Annotated in this window: 14 protein-coding genes; 13 read left to right on the forward strand and 1 reads right to left on the reverse strand. The window is 72.6% G+C overall.

The window, feature by feature from the left end; genetic code table 11:
- Window positions 1–9: 9 nt before the first annotated feature.
- The 4 genes from ACZ4SV_RS14915 (at window position 10) to ACZ4SV_RS14930 (ending at window position 4,712) form a co-directional block, all read left to right on the forward strand.
- Window positions 10–882: an MEDS domain-containing protein gene (locus ACZ4SV_RS14915; protein WP_468004480.1), complete on the forward strand. Its 873-nt coding sequence runs from the start codon at window positions 10–12 to the stop codon at window positions 880–882.
- On the forward strand, window positions 879–1,835 hold the full coding sequence (locus ACZ4SV_RS14920) for an anti-sigma factor RsbA family regulatory protein (protein ID WP_468004482.1): 957 nt from the start codon (window positions 879–881) through the stop codon (window positions 1,833–1,835). Before ACZ4SV_RS14915 ends, ACZ4SV_RS14920 begins: the two co-directional genes overlap by 4 nt.
- 58 nt (window positions 1,836–1,893) lie before the next feature.
- Window positions 1,894–4,113: a SpoIIE family protein phosphatase gene (locus tag ACZ4SV_RS14925; protein WP_468004484.1), complete on the forward strand. Its 2,220-nt coding sequence runs from the start codon at window positions 1,894–1,896 to the stop codon at window positions 4,111–4,113.
- 197 nt (window positions 4,114–4,310) lie between these two features.
- Entirely contained in the window at window positions 4,311–4,712 is a 402-nt protein-coding gene (locus ACZ4SV_RS14930; RefSeq protein ID WP_468004486.1) for an STAS domain-containing protein, read from the forward strand.
- A 33-nt stretch (window positions 4,713–4,745) separates the two neighbouring features.
- Here the strand turns inward: ACZ4SV_RS14930 and ACZ4SV_RS14935 are convergent, their stop codons facing one another.
- Window positions 4,746–5,075 carry an STAS domain-containing protein gene (locus ACZ4SV_RS14935; protein WP_365877978.1) on the reverse strand — a complete coding sequence of 110 codons (330 nt, stop codon included), beginning with the start codon at window positions 5,073–5,075 and terminating at the stop codon, window positions 4,746–4,748.
- Between the two features lie 232 nt (window positions 5,076–5,307).
- Here ACZ4SV_RS14935 and ACZ4SV_RS14940 point away from each other — a divergent pair, with 232 nt between their 5' ends.
- The 9 genes from ACZ4SV_RS14940 to ACZ4SV_RS14980 all read left to right on the forward strand — a co-directional run bounded on the left by ACZ4SV_RS14940 (window position 5,308) and on the right by ACZ4SV_RS14980 (window position 21,548).
- The gene (locus ACZ4SV_RS14940) at window positions 5,308–6,981 is read left to right on the forward strand and encodes a PP2C family protein-serine/threonine phosphatase (RefSeq protein ID WP_468004489.1); all 1,674 of its coding nucleotides are present in this window, start codon (window positions 5,308–5,310) and stop codon (window positions 6,979–6,981) included.
- The gene (locus ACZ4SV_RS14945; protein ID WP_468004491.1) at window positions 6,978–8,060 is read left to right on the forward strand and encodes a cobalamin B12-binding domain-containing protein; all 1,083 of its coding nucleotides are present in this window, start codon (window positions 6,978–6,980) and stop codon (window positions 8,058–8,060) included. Before ACZ4SV_RS14940 ends, ACZ4SV_RS14945 begins: the two co-directional genes overlap by 4 nt.
- Window positions 8,057–8,449, forward strand: a complete 393-nt coding sequence (locus ACZ4SV_RS14950; RefSeq protein ID WP_468004493.1) for an STAS domain-containing protein — start codon at window positions 8,057–8,059, stop codon at window positions 8,447–8,449. The genes ACZ4SV_RS14945 and ACZ4SV_RS14950 overlap by 4 nt, the downstream gene beginning before the upstream one ends.
- Window positions 8,450–8,952: 503 nt before the next feature.
- Window positions 8,953–9,168, forward strand: a complete 216-nt coding sequence (locus ACZ4SV_RS14955) for a response regulator transcription factor (protein ID WP_365877984.1) — start codon at window positions 8,953–8,955, stop codon at window positions 9,166–9,168.
- Between the two features lie 194 nt (window positions 9,169–9,362).
- Window positions 9,363–10,571 (forward strand): MFS transporter, encoded by a 1,209-nt coding sequence (locus tag ACZ4SV_RS14960; protein ID WP_468004495.1) that lies wholly within the window; start codon window positions 9,363–9,365, stop codon window positions 10,569–10,571.
- A gap of 478 nt (window positions 10,572–11,049) precedes the next feature.
- The gene (locus ACZ4SV_RS14965; protein WP_468004497.1) at window positions 11,050–12,678 is read left to right on the forward strand and encodes an AMP-binding protein; all 1,629 of its coding nucleotides are present in this window, start codon (window positions 11,050–11,052) and stop codon (window positions 12,676–12,678) included.
- A gap of 9 nt (window positions 12,679–12,687) precedes the next feature.
- Entirely contained in the window at window positions 12,688–13,536 is an 849-nt protein-coding gene (locus ACZ4SV_RS14970; RefSeq protein ID WP_397940132.1) for an LLM class F420-dependent oxidoreductase, read from the forward strand.
- Window positions 13,537–13,700: 164 nt separating this feature from the next.
- Window positions 13,701–15,125 carry an acyltransferase domain-containing protein gene (locus ACZ4SV_RS14975; protein ID WP_468004499.1) on the forward strand — a complete coding sequence of 475 codons (1,425 nt, stop codon included), beginning with the start codon at window positions 13,701–13,703 and terminating at the stop codon, window positions 15,123–15,125.
- A 63-nt stretch (window positions 15,126–15,188) separates the two neighbouring features.
- Window positions 15,189–21,548 carry an SDR family oxidoreductase gene (locus ACZ4SV_RS14980; protein ID WP_468004501.1) on the forward strand — a complete coding sequence of 2,120 codons (6,360 nt, stop codon included), beginning with the start codon at window positions 15,189–15,191 and terminating at the stop codon, window positions 21,546–21,548.
- Window positions 21,549–21,553 lie beyond the last annotated feature (5 nt).

Genomic DNA, 21,553 nt, shown 5'->3' on the forward strand with positions numbered 1-21,553 from the left:
AGAGACCCGATGCACGGCACATCCCCCGCCGCGACCGGCGCAGCCGCGGCGGACCGGCATGTGGCCGTGGAGTACTCCAGCCACGACGAGTGGGCGGAGCATCTCGTCGCCTTCGTCCGGGCGGGCTTCGACCGCGGCGAGCAGGTGCGGTACTTCGCCGACGCCACCGACCCCGGCCTGGTGGCGCGCACGCTCGCCGACCACGGCCTGGACGCCGAGGACGCCGGCCGGCGCGGACAGCTCGTCGTGGCCACGGCGGACGAGACGTATCTGGCCGGGGCCCGGTTCGATCCCGACGCGATGATGGGACTGTGGCAGGAGGCCGTGGACACCGCCGCCGCACAGGGGTTCCGCGGTCTGCGGGCGATCGGCGAGATGTCCTGGGGAGCCCGGGACATACCGGGTGCCGAACGCCTGCTGGAGTACGAACTGCGCATCCACCACGAGGTGTTCGCACGGCTCCCGCTGACGGCCTGGTGCTTCTACGACCGGCGCCTGCTGCCCCGCGACGACCTGCGCGTGCTGGCGGGAGCACACCTGTCCCGCTCCGGTACGGCCGCGTACGACGGCACACCGGGGCTGACGGTCACGCCCCTGAAGGACCGTCCCGGCTTCCGGGTGACCGGATCGGCGGGCTACGAGTCCCGGCGGGTCGCGGCCTCGGCGGCGGACGCGCTCGCCGCGTCGCCGGCCGGGTCCGTCACCCTCGACCTGTCGGTCCTCGACCACCTCGGCATCGCGGCGCTGGCCGGCATCACCGCCGCGTCGCGCCGGCGGCCGCCGGCCTCACCCGTGCGGCTCCAGGGAGCTCCGCCCGCTCTCCACCGCATGCTGGAACTCTTCCCCGAACTGGGCGAGGGCCTGGAGGTGGCCGGCCGGTGACCACGTACACCCGTCCTGTCCCCGGAGCCGCCGAAGAGGGCAGGGCCTTCCACCACCCCGCGCTCTTCTACACCACGCAAGAGGACTATCTGAGGGAGGTCGGGGGCCTCATCCGTACCGAGGCGGCCCGCGGGCGCCCCGTGCTGGTGGCCGTGCCCGGTGACCGCCTGACGTCCCTCAGGGAGACCCTCGGAGCGGAGGCCGGGGACTGCACCTGGACCGACATGCGGCAGGCCGGACGCAACCCGGGGCGCGTGCTGTCGCTGCTCCACGAGTTCGCCGACCGGCACGCGGACCGGTTCGCGGTCATCGTCGGGGAGACGATCTGGGTGGGACGCACACCCGCCGAGGCGCGCGAGGCCACCCGCCACGAGGCGCTGACCAACCTGGCTTTCGCCGACCGGCCCGCCACGCTCGTGTGTCCCTACGACACCGCCCTGCCCGAACAGGTGCTGGGACTGGCCCACCGTACGCACCCCGTGATCACCCGTCCCGGCGACGTCCGGCCCAGCCCGGGCTACACGGACCCGCACGCCGTCTGCCAGGACTGCGACGCGCCCCTGCCCGAACCCGCCGACCCCCTCGTCCTGCACTTCCAGGAGCGGGACCTCGGAGCCGTGCGCGACACCGCCGGGAAGTGGGCCCAGGACGCGGGCCTGTCACCGCGCCGCCACACGGACTGGCTGCTCGCCGTCAACGAGGCCACCGGCAACTCGGTGCGCCACGGCGGCGGACACGGCACCCTGCGGCTGTGGCGCACGGCCGACGCCGTCGTGGCCGAGATTCGCGACCGCGGGCGGCTCACGGATCCGCTCGTGGGCCGGCGCCGTCCCGATCCGCTGTCCCCGGCCGGCGGCCGGGGCGTATGGATGATGCACCAGCTCTGCGACCTGGTGGAGGTCCGCACACCGTCGTCCGGCCTGATCGTGCGCTTGCAGGTGACGCTGGTATGAGCGGAGGGCCCGGCGGGACGGCCGCCCTGCGCGAGGCGCCCTCCGGTGAGGGGGCGAGATGACGGCCGAGCGCGAGCAGCGGCCGACGAGCCGGATCCACCGGTCCCGGGCCGGGCGCGAGGAGGACGAGAACCTGGCGCTGCTGTTCGGGACCTCACCCGCGCTGTTCGCGTCCATGGCGGGACCCGCGCACGTACTGGAGGCGGCGAACCCGGCCTTCTTCGCCGCCATCGGCGGCGGACGCCGGGAGCGCACCGGTCTGCCTCTGGGCGAACTGATGCCCGAGCTGGCGGGCCAGGGCTTCATCGGGCTGCTGGACCAGGTGTACCGGTCGGGGGAGCGCCACGTGGGCCGCGACGCCCGGGTCGTCATCGGCGTCGGCGAGGAAGCCCGTGAGGCGTACTTCGACTTCACCTACGAGGCCCGGCGCGACACCGACGGCAACGTCATCGGCGTACGGATGATCGGCGTGGAGACCACGCAGGTCAAGCAGGCCCGGCGGCTGGCCGCCGAGCAGCGCGCGCTGCTGGAGCAGATCGCCCGACAGGCGGCGCTGCCGGACGTGCTGGACGGCATGTGCCGGGCGATCGAGGAACTGTCCCCCGACGTCATCGTCTCCGTCCTGCTGGCCGACGAGGACGGCCGGCACCTGCGCCACGGCGCGGCTCCCAGCCTGCCCGGCTTCTACAACCGGGCCATCGACGGCATCGCCACGGGGGAGGGCGTCGGCTCCTGCGGCACCGCCGCCCACCGGCGCCGCACCGTGATCGTCAGCGACATCGCCGCCGATCCGCTGTGGGACGACTTCCGCGACCTGGCCGGTCAGGCGCGGCTCGCCGCCTGCTGGTCCACACCGATCCTCGCCCGCGACGGCCGCCTGCTGGGCACGTTCGCGATGTACCACCGCGCGCCGCGCGCCCCGCAGGACACCGACCTGGCCCTGGCCCGCGTCTTCGCCGACACGGCCGCCCTCGCCATCGAACGGCATCAGGCGGAGCAGGCCCGGCTGGCCGCCGACGCGCGGGAGAAGGCGGCCCGCGACGACCTCGCCTTCCTGCTGACCGCCAGCACCGCCCTGGCCGGCCGGCTGGACGAGACGGAGACGTACCAGCGTCTCGTCGGGCTGTCCTGCCCGGCGCTGGCGCCCCTGGCCGCGGTCGACATCCTGGACGCCGGAGGCGTGCGGCGCATCGCGGCCGCCGCCCCGACCGAGGAAGCCCACCGGCTGCTCGCCGCCCACGTCCCCGCCCGCGACGGCGAGGCCGACCCCGTCGCCCGCGTCCTGGCCTACGGCTTGACCGAGGTGGCCCGCCGCACCCCGACCGGTCCCGGGCCCTGGCAGGACCTCGGCGTCACCGGTTACGCCTGCGTCCCCCTCCTGGACCGCGGGCGGCCCTTCGGCACCCTGACCCTGCTGTCCACGGACGGGCACTCCTTCGACGGCCACCGCATCGCCCTGGCGGAGGAACTCGCCCGGCGGGCCTCCTCGGCCGCCCGCAGCGCGCGCCAGTACGAGCAGCGCGCGTCCCTGGCCCGCGACCTCCAGACCGGCCTGCTCCTGCCCGAACTGCCCGACATCCCCGGCGCCCGGCTCGCCGCGTTCTACCACCCGGCCGGCGAGGGACTGGAGATCGGCGGCGACTTCTACGACGTCTTCCCGCGCGGTGACGGAAGCTGGGCGTTCATCCTCGGGGACGTGTGCGGCCGTGGTGCCAAGGCCGCGACCACGACCGCGCTGGTCCGGCACACCGCCCGCGCCGTCGCCCCGCTGCTCGACGACCCCGTCGACGTCGTCAAGGCCGTGGACAAGGCGCTGAACGACCGCAACGCACACCAGAACAACGGTTTCGTGACCCTCGTCTACGGCCACCTCACGCCCGCGGCCGACGCACTGGCGGTGCACCTCGTCCGGGCCGGCCACACCCCGCCCCTGCTGCTGGACGCCGACCACGCCGTGGAGACGGTCGAGGCGCCCGGCGGTCTGCTCGGCATCGGCATCCCGCCGCGGCTCGCCTGCCGCCGCCTCGCCCTGCGTCCCGGCGAGAGCCTGTTCCTCTACACGGACGGGATCACCGAATGCCGGACCGACACCGCCGGACAGTACGGCGACGCGCGCCTGGCCAAGGCCCTGGCCTCCGCGCCGCTCCGGTCGGCCGCGGCGGACATCGTCCGGGCGGTCGCCGAGGACGTCCGCGGCTTCGTGGACGGCAGAGACGTGGAGGACGACCAGGCGGCACTGATCATCACCGCCGGCGAGCCGACGCCGGACCGGGACTGACCGGCCGCACGAAGCCGTCAAGTCGCAGCCCGGTGTTTTCCGGCCTCGGCGACCGGGGCGGACCGGCTGCCGGAAACGCGCTCACCGCTTCCGGTGCCTGCCGCCGCACAGCGGGTATGCGCAGGGCCGAGGACACTCCTCGGCCAAGGCGCCGACATCGTCGCTAGGGTGTTGCGTCGCAAGAGAAAGGAGGGCGGATGACGTTCCAGCTCATCGAACACGACGCGAACCTGTCGGTGGTGGCCCTGCCCGATGCCGTCGATCTCTACACCGGCGCCGGCGTCCGGGCCGCGGGCGAGGCGCTGCTGGACAGCGGCTGCCGCTACCTCGTCCTGGACACCTCCGCCGTCACCTGCCTCGATTCGACCGGCATCACGGTCTTCCTGGCCTTCTGGCAACGCCTCGCCGGCACGGGCGGCGCGCTGGTGCTGGCCGTGCCCGACGCACACCTGCTCCGGCGCCTGACCCTCCTCGGCCTGGACACCGTCTTCAACATCACGCCGACGCTCGAAGAAGCCGTCGTCCAGGCGCGTCGGCTCCGTGCCCACCCCGCCGGCCGGCCCGCCGCGCCTCCCGGGACGCGTACCGAAATCGCCTGATGCGCCCGGCCCGCCGCCCCGCCCGGGGGCACGTCACAGCGGGCTGTCGCTGTCCGGGCGCGGGGTGACGGTCAGGGCGGTGTCCAGTCCCATGCGGGTCAGCAGGTGGTGAATGTCACTGCTGACGCCGGTGAGGGCGGAGGCGCCACCCAGCGCGGTGAGGCGCCGGTACCAGATGATGAGCGCGGTCAGGCCGGTGGAGTCCAGATGAACTGTCTGTGAAGCGTCCAGCGTCAGATCCCGGCAGCCTTCGTCGATGATGCGGTCCACCACGGCGCGCAGCGCGGGAGCGAAGTGCAGGTCGAAGTCTTCGGGGAGGACGACGGTGACGCGGTTGCCGGTGCGTCGGATGATGGGTAGCACCGCTGTCCCTTTCGTATCACCGGCCACTCACCGCGCTGGTGCGAACACCTCGGCGGCATTTCACTGGGCCGGGTGGCCAGGGTACCCCGCGTCGGCGTGCCGAATATGGCGTTTACGTATGGCTTTCCCGGGTGGGTTGCAACTGGGGGCCCGATGGGGGACGGTTGCCGGACGACATCTTTTTCCTGCGTCAGGAAGGTGGTGAGGTGCGCACGACGCGTGCCTTCCAATTGTGACTGCTTCCCGCGGCTCTGCCGCCCGGCCCCCCGACGCCGCCGTGACGATCGGCGCGACCTGGGCCGACGCCCCCTATCCGGTGCTGGTCGTCGACCGGCACGGCGGCCTGGTACGGATCAACGAGGCCGCCCGACTGCTTCTGCACGATGCCGAGTGCGGTGACCGGCTGGACGAGCGGGCGCCCTCCTGGCTCTCGGACGCCCACCGGCAGATGTCCGACGACCTGCCGCGCACCGCCGGGGCCGGTCCCCTCACCGGACGCATCAACGGCCGGTTCTTCGAGGCGCACCCCACCTCGGCGGGGGACGGGGAGGTGGTGTGGTGGCTCATCGACGACACCGACCGCCGGCTGGCCGAGACCGCGCTGAGCGACACGCAGATCCGCTCCGCCGTCCTCGCGGAGGTCTCCGACGCGCTGCTGTCCACGCTGAACGTGCCGCGATGCATGGAAGTGGCCGCCTCCATGGCCGCACGTCACCTCGCCGAAGCGGCGGTGCTCGTCGCCCCGCCCCGGGGCAGCCGCCATCTGGTGACCTACGCCCGCCCGGGCGGTCCGGTCGACCAGACCACCCGGAAGATCGATGTCCGGGACGTGCCGGGACTGAGCGAGGCGTTGCAGGGCTTCCCGCCGGTACCGGCCCGGTGGATAGACCCCGCCGCCCTTCCGGACTGGGTGATCCCGGACGGCTTCGCCGGGCCGGTCGGCTCGGTGATCGTCACCCCGCTGCCCGGACACGGCGTACCGGCCGGCGCGCTGATCCTGCTGCGCTCCAGCACCGACTGCGCCTTCAGCGAGGGCGAGGAGGTCTTCGCCCGCCTGTTCGCCGCCCGGGCCGGCGCCGCCCTGTCCGCGGCCCGCCTGTACGCCGAGCAGGCGACCATCACCGCCACCCTGATGAACGACCTGCTCCCGCCGACGCTGACCACCGTGCACGGCGTGGACTACGCCGGCGGCTACCGGTCCGCGGAAGACCACGAACGGGTCGGCGGCGACTTCTACGACGTCCACCCCGGCGCCGATCCGTCCGCGGAGACGCTGGTCGTACTCGGCGACGTCGCCGGCAAGGGCCTGGACGCGGCCGTTCTCACCGGCAAGATCCGCAACACGCTGCACGCCCTGCAACCGCTGGCCGGGGACCACCAGCACGTCCTCAACCTGCTCAACGGCGCGCTGCTGTCGTCCCGCCACACGCGGTTCGCCACCCTGGTGCTCGCCTCCGTCCGCCGACGGGGCGGCCGGGCACTGCTGCGGCTGACCAGTGCCGGACACCTGCCGCCGCTGATCGTCCGCGCCGACGGCACGGTCGAGGAAGCCGCCACCCGCGGCACCCTGGTGGGCGCTCTGCCGAGCGTCACCGCGCACACGGTGACGGCGGTGCTGGCCCCGGGCGACACGTGCCTGCTGTACACCGACGGCATCACCGAGGCCCGCGGCGGCCCGCTGGGCGACGAACTCTTCGGTGAACTCCGCCTCAAGCGCGTCCTCGCCGAATGCGCGGGTCTGCCGGCGGAGGCCGTCGTGGAGCGGGTGCAGATGCTGGCCGCCCAGTGGCTGGCGGGCAAACGGCACGACGACATGGCCACGGTCGCCATCGGCGCCCCCAAGTACGGCCCGCTGACCCTCGTCAACGGCCGTGCCGACGGCCCGGACACCAGGAGGAAGCAGTGAGTCATGCCGGCGCGACGGCCGATTGCGCCGAGCGCTTGTGGCTGGCCGTGGCCGACGGGGACGAACACGCGGCCATGCAGATCGTCCACGCGGCGCTGACCGACGGGGTGGACGAGGAGCGGCTGCTCCTCGACGTGATCGCACCGGTGCAGGAGAGGGTCGGCGCCGAATGGGCCGCCGACCGCATCACCGTGGCCCAGGAGCACGCCGCCACCGCCATCAACGAGCGGATCATCGCCGCCCTCGCCCACCGGCGCGACGGGCGCGGCGCACCGTACCGGGGCCGGGTCACCGTCAGCTGCGTCGACGGCGAATGGCACGCCTTCCCCGCCAGGCTCGTCGCCGAGATGCTGTCCCTGCACGGCTGGCGGGTCGACTACCTCGGCGCCCGGACGCCCACCCCGCACCTGGTCGCCCACCTGCACCGCACCAACCCAGAGGCCGTCCTGCTGTCCGGCTCGATCCCCACGCACCTGCCGGCCGCCCACATCGCCATCACCGCCTGCCAGGCCGTCGGCATCCCCGTGCTGACCGGCGGCCGCGCCTTCGGCCCCGACGGCCGCTACGCCGACGCCCTGGGCGCCGACCGGTGGGCGCCCGACGCGCGCGGCGCCCTCGCCGTCCTGGCCGAAGGGCTGAAGCGGCCGGACCTCTCGGCGATCCGGCAGACCGTGGACGACCTGCCGCACCTGGCCGACCAGGAATACACCCTCGTCGTCCAGTCCCGGCACCAGCTCGTCAAACAGACGCTGAGCGTCCTGGAGGACCGCTTCCCTCCGCTGCGCGGCTACAGCGAAGCCCAGCGCGAACGCACCGTGGAGGACCTCGCCCACATCGTCGACTTCCTGGCCGCCTCGCTCTACATCGACGACGCCGACTTGTTCACCGGGTTCCTGACGTGGACCGCCGACATCCTCACCGCCCGGCACGTCCCCGCCCGCTCCCTCCTGGCGGGGCTGGACATCCTGGCCGGGCAGCTGCGTGAGTACCCGCGCGCCGTCCACCTGCTCCGCGAGGGCGCCACGGCCCTGCGCCGGCACCCCATCCGCCCCGTCCCCGGATCCCCCCTCTGCGCATGACCAACCCGGCCACCGAATTCAGCGCCCACAGCTACCGCGAGCACGCCACGCTGACCGTGCACATGGCCGGCGAACTCGACTACCACACCAGCGACGGCCTGGCCGAGACCGTGGCCGCCCAGCTCGACGCCCGGCAGCCGCCGCCCCGAGATGTCCATCTCGACTTCGGGAAGCTGAGGTGGATCGACTCCTCCGGGCTCTCCGCCCTGCTGATGATCCACCGTCACGCCGGTGCGCTCGGCGCGACCCTGCACCTCGACAACCGGCCGGACTTCCTCCAGCGCCTGCTCGAACTCACCCACACGCTCGACCACCTCACCGCCCCGCCGAACCGTGCCGAGCACGCGCAGGCCGAGGGCGACGGCCTCACCGGGGCGGGCGTCACCTGAGGCACGCCACCACTCCTGTGCTGGGTGATGTCGTTGGCGCCAGTGGTGCGGGATGCCACGTGAAGGAAATATTCCGCTACTGCGCAGATGTGACGGACGTCACTGCGGTCGGCTCTCGGCCAGGGGTGCCCGGAAATCGCCCCTGATCCCGCGCGGGTGTGAATGGGGGTCCGTATTGTCGGGGCCGACGGTTCGAAACGCGTCGATGCTTCATTGGTGTAGATGTTAAATGTCTGATTTGTTCCTGCAAATAGACGGGAGGGTTCCGGTCGGCGGAACGAATTCCGATCTTGAGTACGCCGCGAGTCACCGGAGTAGTATCACGGCTGAACGGTCATCGAGGTTGGTTTAAGGATCCGTTGATGGACTCTGTGAATCTCCGAAATCGACGTCCGGGAATTGCCTCCCGTGAAACCGCGGACCGGCCTGTGGCACGGGGTGTCTCCTATCGTTTCCCCACCGGCCGGGACATCGATCCCGACTGGTCGGATTCCCTTGAGAGGGTGAGCCTTCTTTCCTCCCGCGAGTCCGAGGTGTTCTATCTCCTCGGCTCCGGTCTTTCCAACCGGGCCATCTCCTCCTGTATGCGGGTGACCGAACGGACCGTCAAGGCCCACGTCGCCCGGATCATGGAAAAACTCGGACTGGAATCCCGGCTCCAGGTCGGCCTGGTATCGCTTTCCCACCGCCAGTCGGACGGGGGACTCGCCGCCGGCTAGCGGAACAAGTCTGTCCCGCTCCCACCCCCCTCACACCCCACCCTCGTGCTGAGCCCCGCCCCGGCCCCACCCGGCCACCGGAGGCGGGGCTCCCGGCATCCCCCCAGGCCACAGCCCTGCCTTGACACCCCCCAACCCCACCCGCCATAGTATGAAAGTCATCGAACTGTTGGTATTCGAAGTGGAGTCAAGGCATGTACAGCCGCCTCCTGGTATTAGCTCTCGGAACATTCGCCATCGGAACCGACAGCTTCGTCGTGGCAGGAATCCTGCCCAATGTCGCCAGCGACCTCCATGTCAGCACGAGCGCCGCCGGACAACTCGTCACCGTCTTCGCACTCTCCTACGCACTACTCTCCCCCGTCATGGCGGCCACCACCGCCCACTGGCCCCGCAAACGCCTCCTCCTCACCGGCCTCCTCGTCCTCGCCCTCGGCAACATCCTCACCGCCCTCCTGCCCACCTTCACCCTCGTCGTCCTCTCCCGCGTCATCGCCGGACTCGGCGCCGCCATGTTCACCCCCACCGCCAGCGTCACCGCCTCCACCCTCGCCCCACCGGAAAAACGCGGCAAAGCCCTCGCCATCGTCATGGCCGGCCTCAGCGGCGCCACCGCCCTCGGCGCCCCCATCGGCACCGTCATCGGCAGCCAGTCCGACTGGCGCACCACCATGTGGTTCGTCGCCGCCCTCGCCGTACTCGCCGCCATCGGCGTCGCCGCCATGCTCCCCGCCGTCCCCTCCCTGCCCCCCGTCAAACTCAGCCAGCGACTGCGCCCCCTGCGCGACAGCCGCATCCTGTTCACCCTCCTCACCACCGTCCTCGTCCTCATGGGCCTCTACACCGTCTACACCTACATCGCCGTCTCCTTCGACCGCGCCACCGACGGCAACGGCACCACCCTCGCGATCCTGCTCTTCATCTGGGGCATCGCCGCCACCCTCGGCAACCTCGGCGGCGGCTCACTCACCGACAAACTCGGCGGCCGCATCGTCATCAACAGCGCCATCATCATCGCCGCAGCCGACTTCGTCCTCCTCCCCCTCACCAGCCGCCACCCCGTCACCGCAGCCATCGCCCTCATCATCTGGGGCCTGTGCGGCTGGGGCGTCCTCGTCCCCCAGCAACACCGCCTCATCCAGATCAACCCCGCCGGCGCACCCCTGAGCATCGCCCTCAACGCCGCCGCCCTCTACCTCGGCGTCTCCGCCTCCGGCGGCACCGGCGCAGCAGGCATCAGCCTCTTCGGCGCACACAACCTCGGCCTCGTAGGCGCCCTCTTCATCGCCCTCGGCCTCATCACCGCCGAAACCGCCCGCACCCTCATCACCCGCCACAACAACACCCCCACACCCACCGCCACACCCGCACCCACCACCACACCCGCACCACCACGCAGTTGAGACGACTCCCGGGGCCGCGGCACCGCCGCGGCCCCTGCGGCCCGTCACGGTCCGCACGGCGCCACGGTCCGCGCGGCACCCCCGCGGCCGCGGCGCCGCGGCGGTTCCTGCCGCAGCGCCGGCCCGCGCGACGCCACTCCGGTCCCGCGGGGCTATCGCTAGGGTCACCGCGGCACTGCTACGGTCCCCAGCACACCGCTGCCGGTCTCCGCGCCGTCACGGTCCGCGCGGCGCCGCCGCGGTGTCCGTGGTGCCGCCGCGGTCCCGGTGACACCGCCACGCCCCTCGCGTCACCACAACCGCCGGTATCGCCACGGCCCCTGCGGTACCGTCACGGCCCTACGTCATCGCCACGGCCCCCGTGCCGTCGTCACGGTCCCTGCGTCACCGCCACGGCCCGCGCGGTACCGCCGCGGTCCCCACGCCGCCGCCATGCTCTCTGTGGTGCCGCCGCGGGGCCCTCTTCTCGGGAGGAAACATGATCCATCCCAGTCGGTTCCCGGCCATCGACCTGCCGGACGTCGACGTGGTGTCCTACGTCCTGGAGCACGCGCGTGCGCACGGCGGCCGTCCGGCGCTCGTCGACTCCGTGACCGGGAGCACGCTGAGCTACGGCGAACTCGCCGATCTGGTCGAGTCGGTGGCGGCCGGTCTGCTGCACAGCGGGATCCGGCCCGGTGACGTGGTGGCCGTGCACGCGCCCAACTGTCTGCTGTACCCGGTGATCTGCCTCGCCGCGCTGCGCGCGGGCGCCGTGGTCACCCCCGTCAACGCGCTCGCCACCGGCGCCGAGCTGACCGCCCACCTCGCCGGCAGCGGGGCGCGCGCCGTGGTCAGCGCCGCCGCGCTGGTGCCGCTCGCCCTCGCCGCGCGTGCGGCCGGCGCCGTCGACGAGGTCTTCGTCGTGGAGAAGGAAGCGGGGGACACCTCGGGGCTGCGGGACATCGCCGACTTGAGCACCGCCGCTCACGGTGTCCGGCCGCCGCCGTGCGCCGTGGACCCGGCCGCCGACGTGGCCCTGCTGCCCTACTCCAGCGGCACCTCCGCCGCACCCAAGGGCGTGCTGCTCACCCACGCCAACCTGACCGCGAACATCGCCCAGATGAACCACGCGATGCGCGTCGGTCCCGACCACCGGGTCCTGGCGGTGCTGCCGTTCTTCCACGCCTACGGCTTCACCACCCTGATCGGCCTCAGCCTGCGCGGCGGTGCCACGCTGGTCATCGTCCCCCGCTTCCGCTTCGAGACGTTCCTGGACACGCTCGCCGAGCACCGCGTCACACACGCCCTGATCGCCCCGCCCATCGCCGTCGCGCTGCTCAAGCACCCGTCGGCCGGACCCGCCGCGTTCCCGACGGTACGTCAGTTTCTCAGCTCGGCGGCCCCGTTGAAGAGCGAGGTGGCCGCCGAGGTGCAGCGGCGCACCGGTGTCCCGGTGGTGCAGGCCTACGGCATGACGGAGATGTCACCGGGCATCACCGTGCCGCCCGACGGCGAGACCCCGCCGCCCGGCTCCGTGGGCCGGCTGCTGCCGATGACCGAGCTGCGGGTGGTCTCCGTGACCGACGGGCGGCTCCTGCCCGCGGGCGAGGAAGGCGAGCTGTGGGTGCGCGGCCCCCAGCTGATGAAGGGCTACGCGCCCGGCGCCGGCGGTCCGCAGGAGCAGTCGAGGGCCGTGGACGCCGAGGGATGGCTGCGCACCGGGGACGTGGGCCTGATCGACGCGGACGGCTGGATCCAGCTACGCGACCGGGTCAAGGACCTCATCAAGTACAAGGGCTACCAGATAGCCCCCGGCGAGCTGGAGGGCTGCCTCCTCGGCCATCCGCTGGTCGCCGACGCGGGCGTGGCCGGAGCCGTGGACGAGTACGGCGAGGAGTACCCGGCGGCCTACGTCGTCCTCGCTCCGGACGCGGCACAGCACGCGCCCGGGGAGGTGGAGGAGGAGTTGATCCAGTACGTCGCCGCGCGCGTGGCGCCGTACAAGAAGGTCCGCACCGTGCGGATCGTGGAGGCGATCCCGCGCTCCGCCGCGGGGAAGGTGCTGCGCCGTGAGCTGGCCGGGCTTTCCCCCCGGCGCACCGGGCAGCCGGCACGGCAGAACTGAGCAAAGGACATGAGCGTGGAATTCGGAGTGGTGACCTTCCCCGTCTACGACGGGATCGCGGTCACGGAACTGGCCCGCATGACGGAGGACCTGGGGTTCGAGTCGCTGTTCTTCACCGAACACACCCACATCCCCGCGTCACGCGAGTCGCCCTCCCCGACCGGTGGCGAACTGCCCTCCCGCTACTACCGCAACCTGGACCCGTTCATCGCGCTGACCGCGGCCGCCTCGGTCACCGAACGGATCCTGCTGGGCACCGGCATCTGCCTGGTCAACCAGCGCGACCCGATCATCCTGGCCAAGGAGACCGCGAGCCTGGACCAGCTCGCGCGCGGCCGCCTGGTCCTCGGTGTCGGAGCGGGCTGGAACGCCGAGGAGATGCGCAACCACGGCGTCGACCCCGCCACCCGGTTCGAGCGGATGGGCGAGCACGTCCGCGCGGTCAAAGCGATCTGGACCCAGGACGAGGCGACCTTCCACGGCACCCACGTCTCCTTCGACCGCATCTGGTCCTGGCCCAAGCCCGCCCGCCGGCCCCACCCGCCGGTCCTCGTCGGCGGCAACGGCCGGCATGTGCTGCGCCGCGTGGTGGAGTACGGCGACGGCTGGTTCCCGCTCGCCACCCACCTCGGCCAGCTCACCCGCCAGGCCGAGGAACTGCGCGCGCTCGCCCGCGCGGCCGGCCGCGGCCCGCTGCCCATCACCCTGTACGGCGGACTGCGCACCCCCGAGGAGATCCCCGACTACGCGGCGGCCGGCGTCACCCGCATCCTGATCCCCGTCACCGCCGGCCCCACTCAGCAGGTACGGGACCAGCTCGAGCAGACCGCCCGGATGCTGGACGGCCTTCTGCACTGACACGGCCCGCACACCGCAACATCCCGAGGCCCGTCCGCCGAACCGGCGGACGGGCCTCCGCACGTGCCGACGACCGTCGAACAGGTGCGTGTACTTAGGTCCAATTTCCTGGGCGCCGACGAGATGGTTCACTCGACCGAGGCGTCTAAGGAAGGTTGCGAGCAATGAAGCCGAAAGAGAAAACAGTTTTTCTCTTCCCCGGGCAAGGTGCTTTCGACGGCGCCGCATTGCGGCTCGCTCACGCCCGGCACCCCCAGGTGGAACACGTCCTCAAAGAAGTGGACACCGTCGCCGAGGAACTCTTCGGCCAGCGCATATCCGAGCTGCTGCTCGAAGGAGAGATCCTCGACGCGGCGACGATCCTGCGCCACCCCGCCTGGGTCTCCCAGCTCGCCATCTACGCGAGCGACATGGCCGCGTTCAGCGTGCTCGACGCCCACGGCGTACGGGCCGACGCGCACGTCGGCCACAGCCTCGGCGAGATCGCCGCCCTGGTGGCCGCCGGCGCGTTCAGCGTCGCCGACGGCGCGCGGATCACCGCCGAGCGGGCCCGCGTCATCATGGAGGCCGGACTCGGCGCGGGCCGCATGGCGGCGCTCGCCCTGCCCGCCGACCAGGTACGCAAGATCATCGACCTGGTCGGAGACGAACTGCTCGCCGTGGCCAGCGAGAACCACCCGGCCCAGACCGTGATCAGCGGACCCGCCCGCGCCCTGGAACGCGTCGTCGGCATCGCCGGGCACATCGACGCCGGCGCGGTCGAACTCAACTCGCCGTTCCCGTTCCACAACCCCGTCCTCGAACCGCTCGTGCCGCTCTTCGCACAGCGCATCGCCCCTCTCGTCCAGCGCCCCCTCGACGTGCCCGTGTACTCGCCGATCCTCCAGCGTCTCTACACGGATTCCGATGTGCTCACGGAATGCCTTTCCCGTCATTTCGTGCTGCCGGTCAACTTCGCCGGAGCCATACGGCAACTGCACGCCGAAGAGTTCCGCGTATTCATCGAGTCCGGTGCCCTCGGCGCCCTCGGAAAGCTCGTTCTGCGCAATGTTCCCCGTTCCGAAGCGACCGTCCGGTCATCATTCGCCCTCGATGCGAAGGGCGAACTGGCCCTGGACGCGCTCCTCACCGGATTGGAAGGCATCACCGTGCCCACCGTGGAAGAATTCTGGGAGGCTTTCGGGTCCCGCCTGGTCGAACTGGTCCGCGCCGAGCTGACCGGCGAGCCGTCCGCGCCCGGCCCCGTGTCGAGTCCCGCACCGGCCGCCGAGCAGGCCGTCGCGTCCGCCGCGCCCGCCGCGCCCGTCGCCTCGGCTATCCCGCCCTACGACGAGGTCGCCTCCGTGGTGCGCACCACCTACGCCGAGGCCCTGGAGTACCCGGAGGAGGTCTTCACCGAGGACGTGCTCCTGGAGGCCGAGCTCGGCGTCGACTCCGTCAAGCAGGTCGAACTGCTCGCCCGCGTCACCAAGCACTACGGGCTGCCGCCGCGCGAGGCCGGATTCCGGCTCGCCTCGTACGACACGTTCGGCAAGGTCGTCTCCCTCGTCCACGCCAACCTCAGGGGCGAGACCGCCCTCGCCGGCTGAATCCCCGGACCGGTGCGCGCTGTGACCAGCGGACAGGCAACAGCCATAAGGAGTGAGCGATCCATGCAACAGCTCAAGGGCAAGCTGGCGCTGGTCACCGGAGGGGCCAGGAACGTCGGACGCGCCGTGGCCCGGGAACTCGCCCTGCGGGGCGCCCACGTCCTGGTGAACTACTTCCACTCCCACGAGGAGGCCGGCGCCCTGCGCGACGAACTGCGCGCACTGGGCGCCGAGGTGGACCTCATACGGGGTTCGGTGGCCCGCCAGGACCAGGTGGACCGGATGTTCGCGCAGATCGACGAACAGTTCGGGTACCTGGACATCCTGGTCAACAACGCGGCCAACGGAGCGCTGGTTCCGCTCGACGAGATCACCGACGCCCACCTCGACAAGGCGATCGACACCAACTACAAGGGGTCCCTGCGCTGCGCCCGCGCCGCCGCCCCGCTGATGGCACGGCGCGGCGGCGGGTCCATCATCCAGCTTTCCGCGCTGGGCAGTTCCCAGATGGTCATGGCCAACTACCTCGCGTGCGCCCCCGCCAAGGCCGCCGCGGAGGCCACCACCCGTTATCTCGCGGTGGAGTTCGCGCCCCTCGGCATCCGCGTGAACACGGCGTCGGCGGCGATGCTCACCAGCGAGGTCGCGGACCAGTTCCCGCACGCCGCCGAGATGCAGCGCACCATACGCGAGGCCACTCCGTTCGGCCGGCTCGGCCGCCCGGAGGAGTTCGCCGCCGTGGTGGCCTTCCTCGCCTCCGACGACGCGAGCTGGATCACGGGCCAGGTGGTGCTCGCGGACGGCGGACTGAGCCTTGGCGCGGCCCTGATGTCACCGCGGCCCCCGGCCGGACAGCCGGCGCCGCACGGGCAGGACACCGCGGCCGACGGCCCCGCCACCGGCGAGCCGGCCCCCACCGCGGCAGCCGCCGAACCGCCGGCCGACACCCCGGCGCCCGTTCCGGCGCCCAGCCCCGCATCCGGCTCCACGCCCGCCGCGGCATCCGGCCTTGCGGCCGTTCCGGCGCCTGCGCTCGCCCACGTTCCGGCACCCGCCCCGGCATCCGGGTCCGCGCCCGTTCCGGCACCCAGCCCCGCGGCCGTCCAGGCATCCGCGCCTGCACCGGACCCGGTCCCCGCGCCCGATGTCACGCCCGTCGCCGTGCCGGACAGCGCGTCCGCCCTCGTGGCGGACATCGAGCCCGACGACATCGCCGTCGTCGGCATGGGCCTGGCCGTCGCCGGTGCCAACAGCCCCAGCGAGTTCTGGGAACTGCGCACCCAGGGCGCCGAGCTCTTCATCCCCGTACCGCAGGACCGCTGGGAACGGGCCACGTTCCACTCCCCGGACACCGCCGCCGAGGACAAGTCGTACCAGGACACCTGTGTCTTCATCACGGACTTCGAGCCGGTGCGCGGGTCCGTCGACACGATGGGCGACGCCGGCGACCACGAGCTGACCACCACCTGGCTGCGGCACAGCCTCGTCCAGGCGCTCGACGGTGTGCACCGGTCCGGCGACGCCCGGTACGCCTTCCTCGTCGGCTACACCCCCGACGGCAGCCAGCACCTGGAGGAGGCCGGGGTACTCGCCGGCATCGACGACCGGGCCCGCGAGACCGCCGAGGAGCTCGGGCTGAGCGCCCAGGACCGCGAGCGGCTGCTCGGCACCGTGCACGACACCCTCGCCCGGCGCTACTGGCGCGGCGCCCAGGACCCGGCCCGTTTCCTCCCGCACCGCGTGGGCCAGCTGGCGATGGACGGCATCCTGCCCAAGGACACCGAACTCCAGATGGTGGACACCGCCTGCTCGTCGTCCCTGTACGCCGTCGACATCGGCGTCAAGGGGCTGCAGACCGGCAAGCACGACATCGCCGTGTGCGGTGGCGCCTTCGCCCTCGCCCCGCGCGGCACCGTCCTGTTCTCCAAGCTGCAGGGCCTGTCCAAGCGCGGCGCCGTGCACTCCCTGGACGCCAAGGCCGACGGCGTGATCTTCGCGGACGGCGCGGGTGTCGTCGTACTGAAGCGGCTGCGCGACGCCCGCCGTGACGGCGACCGCGTCCTGGGCGTCCTCAAGGAGTTCGGCGCCTCCTCCGACGGCAAGGGCAAGGCGATCTACGCCCCGAACTCCGCGGGCCAGGACCTGGCGGTGCGGGCCGCGCTCGACGGCGACGTCAGCGCCCGCGACGTCGACTGGATCATCGCGCACGCCACCGGCACCCCGGCCGGCGACCTCGCCGAGTTCACCACGCTGCGCGCCCACTTCGGCCAGGACCGCACCGGGTACGTCACCTCGAACAAGTCCCTGATCGGGCACACCGGCTGGGCGGCCGGCGTGGTCTCCGTGATCGAGGCGCTGCTGGCGATGGAGCACGAGACGATCCCGCGCCAGTTCCGCTACTCCTCGCCGCAGCCCGACTTCGCCCTGGACACCACGCGCCTGGAGATACCGAAGGAGCCGGTGCCCTGGCCCGCCGGATCCGAGCGTCCGCGCACCGCCGCGGTCTCCGGCTTCGGCTTCGGCGGCACCAACGCCCATCTGATCGTGCAGGAGGACCGCCCGGACCGGCCCGCCCCGCGCAAGGCGCCCGCCCCGGCCGCCGCGCAGCGCATCGCCGTCGTGGCCTGGTCCGCGCACGTGCCCGGCCTCGACCGGGACGGGGTCAGCGACTGGGTCACCGGCGGCACCGGCCGGCCCCGGGACAGCTTCGGCGCGACGTATCCGCCGCCGCCGTTCCAGAAGGTGCGGATGCCCCCGGCGACCGTACGCACCATCGACCGCTGCCAGTTGATGATCCTGGAGTGCGCCCACGACCTGCGCGGCCGGCTCACCGGCTTCTGGGACGCGAACACCACGTCGGCCGGGGTCTTCGTCGGCAACATGGGCCCGACCCGCGCCGCCATGCTCTTCGCCAACCGCTGCTTCCTCGACGACATCGACAAGACGCTGACCGCGGACCCCGCCACCGCCGGCCTGCCCGGTCTGGACGCGCTCCTGGCGGGCGTGCGGGAACGGGTGCGGGGCCAGATCCCGGCCTCCAACGAGGACTCGTTCCCCGGCATGATGCCGAACATCATCTCGGCGCGCGTCGCCAACCACTTCGACCTCAAGGGCCCCAACATCACGCTCGACGCGGGCCCGGCCTCCGCCCTCGCCGCGATCGAGACCGCCTGCCGCTACCTGCGCACGGGCGAGCTGCGGTTCGCGCTCGCGGGCGGCATCAACGGCAACTCGCTGCCCGAGTACGACACCCTGCTCGACGGGGTGTGCGGGCGCGGCCCGGGTCGGCCGCCGCTGGCCGAGGGTTCCTTCCTGTTCACCCTCACCACGGAGGAGACGGCGCGGGCGGCCGGCCTGGACATCCTGGGCTACGTCGACGAGCTGAGCGTCGGCGGAGAACCGCCGCGTGGCGCCGAACGCATCGACGTCATGCCGGACGCCGCCGGCCCGGGGCGCGCCCACTACCTGGGCGCGGCGGGTGCCCTCGCCGTCCTGGAGGCGCTGCACCGCCCCGCCGGCCGGGTGACCGTCACCTGCGCCCCGGATCCCGGCCTCCCGGCCACCCACCTCACGCTCACCGTCACCGGCGCACTCGCCCCCGACCCCGCCGGCCCCGCGAACTCCGCGGCCGCAGCCAGCTCGGCGCCCCCGGTCCCGGCCACCCCGGCGCCCCCGGCGGAACCTGCGGCCCCCGCGCCCTCCGCCGCACCCGCGACCTCCGCCAACTCCGCGCCTACCGCCGCACCCGCGGCCCCCGCGCACCCGGCAGTGTCCGCCGTATCCGCCGTGGCCACCGCACATGAAGAACCCGCGTCCCCCGGCCCGGACAGTGGCCCCGAGGCCACCGTCGTCCGGTACGTCCCGCGGCTGACCGAGCTCGCCGACACCACCGGCACCGTGGACCGTGTCCCGTTCCTGCCGCCGGGTGTCGTCGTCCTCACCGACCTGCCGGACCTCGGCGCCAGCCTGCGCCACCTGCCCGAGGACGCCACCGTCCTGTCCACCGCGCCGATCGACCTCACCAAGCCGGGCTGGCACCACCTGCCGAAGGTGACCGAAGAGACCGTGCGCGCCGCGCTCGCCGAGCACCGGGGGCCCGTCCGGCACCTGCGCGTCGTCACCGACCTCGCACGCACCGCGCCCGTGCCCGCGTCGCTGGAGGAAGGGGCCGCCTCCCTCCTCGCCCTGCACGACGCGGCGTACCTGACGCTGCAGCACGCCTACGACGACCTGTCCGCGGCCGGCTCCTCCTTCATCACGCTGCTGACCGGCGCCCTCGACAACGGTGTGCCGCACCCCTTCACCGGCCTGTTCACCGGCCTCGTCAAGTGCGCCCACCTGGAGCTGGCGAACTGCCTCGCCTTCGCCCTGAGCACCGACGCGCGCGGCGTGCGCGGCGCCGCCCTGGCCGCCGAGCGGGAATCCACCGCGACGCGTCTGCTGCCCGCCGTCTTCCTGGACGGGAACCGGCGCCTCGGCTACACCCTCGCCCCGGCGGCCCCCGAGCCCGCCGGCCCGGGCCTGCCCGGTCAGGACGCCGTGGTCCTAGCCGTCGGCGGGGCCCGCGGCATCACCGCCGAGGTCGTCAAGGCCCTCGCCGCCCGCTACCGGCCACGGATCTACCTGATCGGCAGCAACCCGCTGGACAGCTACCCGGCCCAGGTCTTCGAGGGCGACGACGAGGCGTTCGCCGCCACCCGGCAGACCTACATCCGCAAGCAGCTCGTCGGCGGCGCCGGCCGCAGCGTCGCGCAGATCAACCGGGACTTCGACCGGATGACCGATGCCCGCGCCGCCCGCGCCAACATCCGCGCCATGCAGGAGCACTGCGGCGCCGGCCGGGTCACCTATCTCGCCTGCGACGTCCAGGACGCCGACGCCGTACAGGCCGCCGTCGACCGCGTCCTGTCCGAACAGCCCGGCGGAGTCGACCTGTTGATCAACGCGGCGGGCCGCCAGCGTTCCGCGCTCATCAAGGACAAGTCGTTCGCCGAATTCACCTCCATCCGCGACCTGAAGGTGCGCAGCTACCGCAACCTGCGGCGGGCCTTCGCCGGACGTCCGCCGCGCAGCTGGTGCAACTTCGGCTCGCTGCTGGGCTACTTCGGGCAGCTCGGCGAACCCGACTACGCCGCCGGCAACGACTTCCTCGCCTCGGCCGCGACCTGGGCCCACGCCACGCGCGGCGACGGGGAGTTCACCATCGGCTGGACCCTGTGGGACGGCGTCGGCATGGGCGCGAACGAGCTGACGAAGGCCTACTTCAAACGGGCCGGCTCCTACAGCCACATGCCGGTCGCCGAAGGTGTCGACCACTTCGTGCGGGAGCTGCGGACCGCCCGTACCGCGCCGTCGGTGGTGCACATCGGCGAGGCCGAACAGGCCACCGTCGAGCGGTTCTACCCGGGCTATCTCACCGCCGCGCCGCCCGCCGGCGACGGCTGGTCCTACCTGCGCAAGAAGGTGTCCTCGGCCCCCGGCGAGGCCGTCCACGAGTGCGTCTTCGACCTGACCGCCGACAGCTACCTCCGCCACCACCAGGTGCGCGGCGTCCCCACCCTGCCGGGCACGTTCGTCACCGAACTCGCCGCCCAGGCGGCCCGGGAACTGGTGCCGGGCCTGAAGGTCGTCGCCTTCGAGGACCTGGTGTTCCACCACTTCCTGCGGGTGTACGAGACGACGCCCTCCGCCCCGAAGCGGATCGCGGCGAAGGTCGAGAGCCGCACACCCGAGCTGACCACGGTGACGGTCCGCATCACCACCGACGTGCGCTCGCCCGGCGGCGTGCTGCTCGCCGAGGACCGCCCGCACTTCACCGCCCGGGTGCTGCTGGCCGCCGAGCACAGTCCGGCACCGCGCTGGGACGCCTGGGACCCGGCAGGGGAGCAGCCGATCACCGACCCCTACCACGTACCGGCCTCACCGGTGTCGCTGACCGGACCGTTCGTCTCGACCCGCGACACCCGCCTCAACCCGCTGGGCAAGCGGGCCACCTACCACCTCGACCTCCGCCCGGACGACCCCGCGTTCAGCCGCTTCACGGCCCCCTCGATCCTCCTGGACGGCCTGGCCCGCACCGGCGTCCTGCACCTCGTCGACGGCCGGCTCATCCCGATCGCCGCCCCGCTGTCCATCCGCCGCATCGACCTGTACGAGACCGGCAACGATCTGCAACTGACCGAGCGCTACGGCGAGCTGGACCTCTACGCGACGCCGCCCGCGTTCGACATGACCCAGCCGGCCCCCGACAACCGCTTCGTCGCGGTGGCTCCCGGCGGCCGGGTCGTCCTGCAGATGAAGGACGTCAGCGCCACCGTCATCGGCTATGTCGACGCCGTCACCGGCGCCCTGCACACCCCGGACAAACAGCCGGTGCCCGACCCGGACCCGCGCCGCGACCCGGTGGGAGCGAACGGCCGATGACACCC

It is taken from the genome of Streptomyces sp. NPDC027672 (genome assembly GCF_055566335.1).

What these genes read in the sequence shown, in the direction of transcription:
- ACZ4SV_RS14965 (WP_468004497.1), top strand. Translation starts at nt 11,050, where the DNA reads ATGATCCATCCCAGTCGGTTCCCGGCCATCGACCTGCCGGACGTCGAC.
- ACZ4SV_RS14970 (WP_397940132.1), top strand. Translation starts at nt 12,688, where the DNA reads ATGAGCGTGGAATTCGGAGTGGTGACCTTCCCCGTCTACGACGGGATC.
- ACZ4SV_RS14930 (WP_468004486.1), top strand. Translation starts at nt 4,311, where the DNA reads ATGACGTTCCAGCTCATCGAACACGACGCGAACCTGTCGGTGGTGGCC.
- ACZ4SV_RS14980 (WP_468004501.1), top strand. Translation starts at nt 15,189, where the DNA reads ATGCAACAGCTCAAGGGCAAGCTGGCGCTGGTCACCGGAGGGGCCAGG.
- ACZ4SV_RS14915 (WP_468004480.1), top strand. Translation starts at nt 10, where the DNA reads ATGCACGGCACATCCCCCGCCGCGACCGGCGCAGCCGCGGCGGACCGG.
- ACZ4SV_RS14975 (WP_468004499.1), top strand. Translation starts at nt 13,701, where the DNA reads ATGAAGCCGAAAGAGAAAACAGTTTTTCTCTTCCCCGGGCAAGGTGCT.
- ACZ4SV_RS14925 (WP_468004484.1), top strand. Translation starts at nt 1,894, where the DNA reads ATGACGGCCGAGCGCGAGCAGCGGCCGACGAGCCGGATCCACCGGTCC.
- ACZ4SV_RS14960 (WP_468004495.1), top strand. Translation starts at nt 9,363, where the DNA reads ATGTACAGCCGCCTCCTGGTATTAGCTCTCGGAACATTCGCCATCGGA.
- ACZ4SV_RS14950 (WP_468004493.1), top strand. Translation starts at nt 8,057, where the DNA reads ATGACCAACCCGGCCACCGAATTCAGCGCCCACAGCTACCGCGAGCAC.